Below are 4,848 nucleotides of genomic sequence, written 5' to 3'. Positions count from 1 at the left end.
CCGGAGCAGCCGCCGACGACGGCGGCCTCGAGGGCGATGACGGCGACCAGACCCGCGGGGACTCCGCGGCCGGGCGGCCGTGGCGGGGCGGGGACGAACTGGGGCTGGCCGGGCTGGGGGTACACGCGCGCTCCTGTGGGTCGACGGCTACGCAACATCGACGTGGCGGCCTCGGCTCTGGTTGACCGGAGCCCAGCGGACGTTGCGGAACTGAAGCCTCGGTCGGCCTCGCGGTGTCGGGGAGGTCACGACGGGCCTGCTGAAGGGGCGGGTTAGGGTGGGAGGCTGTTGATTTAGGGGGTTTGTGTGGGTTGGCGGGGTTTTGTTGCGGTTGGTTCCTTGGTGGTGGTCGCGGGGTGCGGGAGTGAGAAGGCCGCGGGACCGCAGGAGGGCGGGGCGCCGGGGGACGCGCAGACGTTGATCGCGGCAGCGGTGCCCGCAGGGACCTCGTACACGGCCGAAGTGGAGAGCATGGTCGTGCTGCCGGGGCGGACGACCGAGCAGATCGTGCGCAAGGTGCAGGTGGGGGCCGGGGAGCGGCCCGCGTACCGGGTGGTCAGCAAGGGCGGCGAGGTGCGGTCCGTCGACGGGCGGACGTATGAGAAGCGTGCCGGGAAGGGCTGGCGGCGGGTCAAGCTCAGCGCCGAGCAGGCGCATGTCGAGCCGACCGTCGGCGAGCAGCTCGCCGACGCCCACGGCCTGACCTCGACGGCCACCCAGATGAACGGCGCGAACGCCACCAAGATCGTCGGCCTGCTGCCGCTCCGCGCGTTCTTCCCGAAGGGCTCCCCGCAGGCCAAGGCGGCCGTGACGCTCGCCGGGCAGGGCTGGGCCGATCTTCCGTTCACCCTCTGGCTCGACGACGCCGGCCACCCGCGCCTGCTGACGTTCCGCAGCGACCCCGCCGCGCCCTACGTCATCCAGAAGACCGCCACCTACACGATCCCCGCCGGCCCGCTCACCATCAAGGCCCCCCTGCACTGACCGAACGGCGACGGCGGGCTCCCCCGCAGGAAAGCCCGCCGTCACTCGAAGGTCAGTTGTGCGCGTGGAGCGCCTCGTTGAGGCCGCCCCACGAGCCGGACCGGGCGACGAGCTCGACCGTCCCGGTGGTGCTGTTCCGGCGGAACAGGACGTTCGACGCCCCCGACAGCTCCAACGCCTTGACGATCTTGCCGTCCGGGAGGGTCACCCGGGTTCCGGCCGTCACATAAAGCCCCGCCTCGACGACCGAGTCGTCGCCGAGCGAGATCCCGACGCCCGCGTTCGCGCCCAGCAGGCAGCGCTGCCCGACCGACACGACCTGCTTGCCGCCCCCGGACAGAGTCCCCATGATCGACGCGCCGCCGCCGATGTCGCTGCCGTCACCGACCACGACCCCGGCGCTGATCCGGCCCTCGACCATGGAGTTGCCGAGCGTCCCGGCGTTGAAGTTGACGAACCCCTCGTGCATGACGGTCGTTCCGGCGGCGAGGTGCGCGCCGAGCCTGACCCGGTCGGCGTGCGCGATCCGGACGCCGGTGGGGGTCACGTAGTCGGTCATCCGCGGGAACTTGTCGATCCCGAAGACGGCGAGCTGCCCGCCCTCGGCCCGGACGGCGAGCCGCGCCGCCTCGAGCCGTTCGACGGGGGTCGGCCCGATCGACGTCCACACGACGTTCGCGAGATGCCCGAAGATCCCGTCGAGGTTCAGCCCGTGCGGCTTGACCAGGCGCAGGCTGAGCAGGTGGAGCCGCAGGTAGACGTCGTGCGCGTCGAGCGGCGCGTCGTCGAGGGACGCGATCGTGGTGCGGACCGCGATCACTTTGACGCCGCGCCGGGCGTCGGCGCGGACGGCGGCGGCCAGCTCGCCGGCCTCGCCGTCGGAGAGCTCGACCGTCCCGGCCGCACCCCCGCTGGCGAGGGTCGGGGCGGGGAACCAGGTGTCCAGGACGGTTCCGTCTTCGGCGATGGTGGCGAGGCCGACGCCCACGGCGCCGGAAAGGGTTTCAGAGCTCACGGACGGCAAGATTACCGTCCCGGTCAGAACGGCCCCTTCTGCCAGGGCCCCCAGATCGCGAACGTCAGTCCGGTCTTCGACTGGACGTTGACGAACAGGGTCTTCCCGCCGGGCCCGAACGTCGATCCGGCGAATTCGGCGCCCGGATCGCCCTTGACCGGATGCATCTGCGCGAACGTGAACACTTTGCCCTTGAGGGTCAGGCCGCGCAGGAAGTTGCGGCCGTTGCCGTCCTCGCAGAGCACGAGGGTGCCGCGCGGGCTGTGCGTGATGTTGTCGGGCAGGTCGAGCTGTTCGCGGCTCTTGGATTCGACGACCAGTTTCAGCCGTCCGGTGCGGGTGTTGTACGCCCAGACCTGTCCGCGTCCGTCCCCGAATCCGCTGGGTGCCGGTTTGGTGACGTTCGCCCCGCCCTGGGTGGAGACGAAGTACACGACGTCCTTCTGGAAGACCGCTCCTTCGAGCCGTGCGAACACCGCGCCGCCCGCGTCGTGTCCCTGCCGGGCGACGTACTGGATCGCCTCGTCGTTGGACGGTTTGAACGCGAAGGTGGGATCCGGGTCGTCGACGTCGACCCAGGTCGTCTCGTAGGTCGCGCCCGGCTTCTGATGTTTGTAGAGCTTCGCCCTGGGCTTCCCCTTGACGGCCAGCATCTGCAGCCGTCCGCCGTCGAGCAGCCGTCCCTCGGTGACGGGATGCTTCGGCGGGAGATACCGGTAGAAACCCGACGCGAACGCGAAGTCGTCCTCGGTCAGATAGAGGTAGCCCGTCCGCGGATCGAGCGCGACGGACTCGTGCGCGAACCGCCCCGCCTTCGTGATCGGCTCCCCGACCCCGACCTCGAAGATGTAGCCGTGCTTCTCCTTGAGCTTGGAGTTGTCGCCGCCGGTGTGGTCGTTGCCGACGTCGGGGCCGTTGACGGTCTCCTCGCACGTCACCCAGGCGCCCCACGGCATCCGGCCGCCCGAGCAGTTGCCCATCGTCCCGTTCAGTGAGACGGCGCTGCGCAGCACCTTCCCCTGACCGTTCACCTTCAACGTGCAGGTGCCGCCGCCCGCCGCCGGGTCGTACGCCTTCGTGACGTCGCCGAACGCGCCGACCGGCCCGTACACCTCATGGTTGCGGACCAGGACCGTCGCACCGTCGGACGCCTTGAAGGCCCCCATTCCGTCGTGTTTGCCCGGTGTCTTGTAGCCGTCCGAAAGGCGAGATCCGGTCGGGTTGAACGAGCGGTAGTGGAAGCCCTTCGGCAGATGCAGCCGGACCTTGCCGTCCCGCAGATCCTTCACCGGGGAAAGCCGGCCATAACCACTGATCTTGGCGCCGGCGTAGGCGGCGACGCCGTCGAACGGCCCGGCCAGCGCGGCGGCACTCGCCGCGCCGGTCGCCAGGAGAAACCCGCGTCGATCCATCTTCGGAACACCATCCTTCGGGAGCTTCGGTCACTCTAAGACGCGAGAACCGCTGGGAAGGTTGGTCCGAAATCCCGCTGACGTGCCGAAGGGGAACCTCTGGGCCGTTCCGGACGTCAAAGAATGCATGGCCCAGCCGTTGCCGCCCGACCGGGTAGACGCGATCCTCAACTCCGCGATCGTCCAGTATGTGGGATTCGGTTGGCGGATCGAGAGCCGCTACCGCGACCAGGCCGTGCTGGTGAAGGGCGGCACCGCCAACCACGCGCTGCACGCCCTCGCGACTTTCTTCCTGTGCGGGCTCTGGCTGCCGGTCTGGGTCGCGGTCATGATCGGCGACTCGCCGAAACGCGTCGTGCTCACCGTCGACGCCTACGGGCAGATCCACGCGGGCGGCGCGCCGTTCGCGGTGCCCGCCGCGCCCCGCTTCAACGGCAACCAGCACGCGATCGCGATGGCCAACATGCGCCGTGAGCTGCGCCGCCAGTCCCGTGAGCTGGCCCGCGACGTCATCCTCGCCCGCGATCTGCGGATCGGCCGCCCCGATCTGCCGCGCCACTATGACGACGGCGGGCTCATCGACGTCAACCACGTCCCGGCCCAGGCGCTGACGGTCATCACAGGGATCACCCCGTCGATGGCCGAGCACATCGTCAAGATCCGCGAGACGGTCACGGGGTTCCACTCCGCGGAGGAGCTTTCGGCCGTGGCCCAGCTCCCGCCGCATCTGACCCCGGAGATCGTCGAATACGGGATCTTCCTCCCGTAACGGGCTCAGTGCCGGACGCGCCAGCCGTGCGCGTCCATCAGCACCGCGGCGACACGGGCGAACAGCTCGCCGGGCAGCACCGCCCCTTCTCGCCGCAGGTCGTCCTCGGCGAGGGCGAACACCCGGTCCAGCCGCAGGTAGGACGGCCGTCCGGCGCGATCCCACGGGCCGACGCCCAGGTCCAGGGCCTCGTCGTGCGGTTTGCTGGTGAGCTGCAACGCCAGCAGCAGCTTGCGGTGCCGCCCGATGACGAGCAGCGGCCGGTCCTTGCCCTGGCCCGGGTCCTCCTCGAACGGCACCCAGGCCCAGACGACCTCGCCCGGATCCGCCAGCCCGTCCAGTTCGGGCGAGTACTCGAGCCCCGCCACCTGCTCCACCGAGAAAACCTCACGAACACCCATCAGCGGAGCATAACCACCTGGCGACCTCGGTAGGGTCGCACCAGAATCCGCGCCAAATGCCGGATTTGCTATGGTGCTGGCGATCGTTGCCGTGGCAATGGACGACGGAGGTGACCCCCGTGGCTCTCCCGCCCGACTATCCGCTTCCCCGTGTCGCGTCCCTGCGCGCCCCGCACCCCGACCTGCTCCCGCCCGAGCCGCCGTCCGCACCCGTCGCGCCGCCCTCCCCGACGGCCGCGATCACTCCCCGCCAGGCTCCGCGCCGCC

5 protein-coding genes are annotated in these 4,848 nt (G+C 70.3%); 2 read left to right on the top strand and 3 right to left on the bottom strand.

Annotated features, from left to right (window positions below; all coding sequences use genetic code 11):
• Window positions 1-342: 342 nt before the first annotated feature.
• Window positions 343-984: a hypothetical protein gene (locus ACYVE7_RS29090; RefSeq protein WP_460369085.1), complete on the top strand. Its 642-nt coding sequence runs from the start codon at window positions 343-345 to the stop codon at window positions 982-984.
• 52 nt (window positions 985-1,036) lie between these two features.
• Here ACYVE7_RS29090 and dapD read toward each other — a convergent pair whose 3' ends face one another.
• Both dapD and ACYVE7_RS29080 read right to left on the bottom strand, forming a co-directional pair.
• A complete protein-coding gene (gene dapD, locus ACYVE7_RS29085) occupies window positions 1,037-1,999 on the bottom strand; it encodes a 2,3,4,5-tetrahydropyridine-2,6-dicarboxylate N-succinyltransferase (RefSeq protein ID WP_460369083.1) in 963 nt (320 codons plus the stop codon).
• A gap of 23 nt (window positions 2,000-2,022) precedes the next feature.
• Window positions 2,023-3,411: an alkaline phosphatase PhoX gene (locus ACYVE7_RS29080; RefSeq protein WP_460369081.1), complete on the bottom strand. Its 1,389-nt coding sequence runs from the start codon at window positions 3,409-3,411 to the stop codon at window positions 2,023-2,025.
• A 127-nt stretch (window positions 3,412-3,538) separates the two neighbouring features.
• On the opposite strand from ACYVE7_RS29080, the gene ACYVE7_RS29075 reads away from it, so the two are divergent.
• Window positions 3,539-4,180: a ComEA family DNA-binding protein gene (locus tag ACYVE7_RS29075; RefSeq protein WP_460369079.1), complete on the top strand. Its 642-nt coding sequence runs from the start codon at window positions 3,539-3,541 to the stop codon at window positions 4,178-4,180.
• A 5-nt stretch (window positions 4,181-4,185) separates the two neighbouring features.
• Here ACYVE7_RS29075 and ACYVE7_RS29070 read toward each other — a convergent pair whose 3' ends face one another.
• The gene (locus ACYVE7_RS29070; RefSeq protein ID WP_460369077.1) at window positions 4,186-4,581 is read right to left on the bottom strand and encodes a type II toxin-antitoxin system PemK/MazF family toxin; all 396 of its coding nucleotides are present in this window, start codon (window positions 4,579-4,581) and stop codon (window positions 4,186-4,188) included.
• Window positions 4,582-4,848 lie beyond the last annotated feature (267 nt).

This window comes from Actinocorallia lasiicapitis (assembly GCF_054778695.1).
The sequence above is the reverse complement of the archived record's forward strand: the minus strand, read 5'-3'. Positions and strand labels throughout refer to the sequence as shown.

Excerpts from the sequence above, each read along its gene's own strand:
- ACYVE7_RS29080 (WP_460369081.1), bottom strand. The coding sequence starts at position 3,411 with ATGGATCGACGCGGGTTTCTCCTGGCGACCGGCGCGGCGAGTGCCGCC.
- ACYVE7_RS29075 (WP_460369079.1), top strand. The coding sequence starts at position 3,539 with ATGGCCCAGCCGTTGCCGCCCGACCGGGTAGACGCGATCCTCAACTCC.
- ACYVE7_RS29070 (WP_460369077.1), bottom strand. The coding sequence starts at position 4,581 with ATGGGTGTTCGTGAGGTTTTCTCGGTGGAGCAGGTGGCGGGGCTCGAG.